The sequence below is a fragment of the Gemmobacter denitrificans genome (genome assembly GCF_036964905.1).
Taxonomy (GTDB): Bacteria; Pseudomonadota; Alphaproteobacteria; order Rhodobacterales; family Rhodobacteraceae; genus Gemmobacter; species Gemmobacter denitrificans.
Genome location: NZ_JBALHR010000064.1, coordinates 1 through 584, shown reverse-complemented (window position 1 = coordinate 584; position 584 = coordinate 1). Strand labels below are relative to the sequence as shown.

The window sequence follows — 584 nt, the reverse complement described above, 5'->3', positions numbered from 1 at the left end:
GTCGCCGATCGACAATCTCGTGGCGCTCACCGATTGGCGAAGCGGAACCGAGGCGGATGAAAGCCCCGCGGCCCTGCGTGCACAACTGCGCACTGCCCCGCCAGCGCCCGGCCCCGAGGAGCGGCGGCAATGGTCGCTGTTCGACCTTGACCCGCCCGAGGACATCGCCGCCCCCGAGCCGTCCCCCCTGACCGATCCCGTGCCCCAACCCGAGATGGAGGCGCAGCCAGCGGTGGACGCGCAGCCTGATGCGGCCTCTCTGCCCACGCAGGAGACCCCGCGCACCGCAGAGATCGAGCTGCCTGCCATGCCCGAGGCAATGGGGGAAGCCGCACCTGCACCGGCGATCGAGTCACCGACCGAATCCCCCCAGCCCCAGGCCGATTCCGTGGATGATTCGCCACCTGTCGCCCCGACCGACGCCGGTGACCGGCCCTGGATCGCCACACGGTTGCGCGGCCTCTCCGCGCCGCTGATGCCGGAAAGCCGGCACGGGTTGCAACGCCTGTTGGCGCGGGCGCGCCAGCTACATGGCCGGATCGCGCCGCTGAACCAGTCGCGACGCGGATAATGTGGCGAGATGC

Annotated in this window: 1 pseudogene; it reads left to right on the top strand. The window is 71.1% G+C overall.

The window, feature by feature from the left end:
• A pseudogene (locus V6590_RS20860) lies at positions 1-571 on the top strand (hypothetical protein); the annotation flags it as partial.
• Between the last annotated feature and the right edge of the window lie 13 nt (positions 572-584).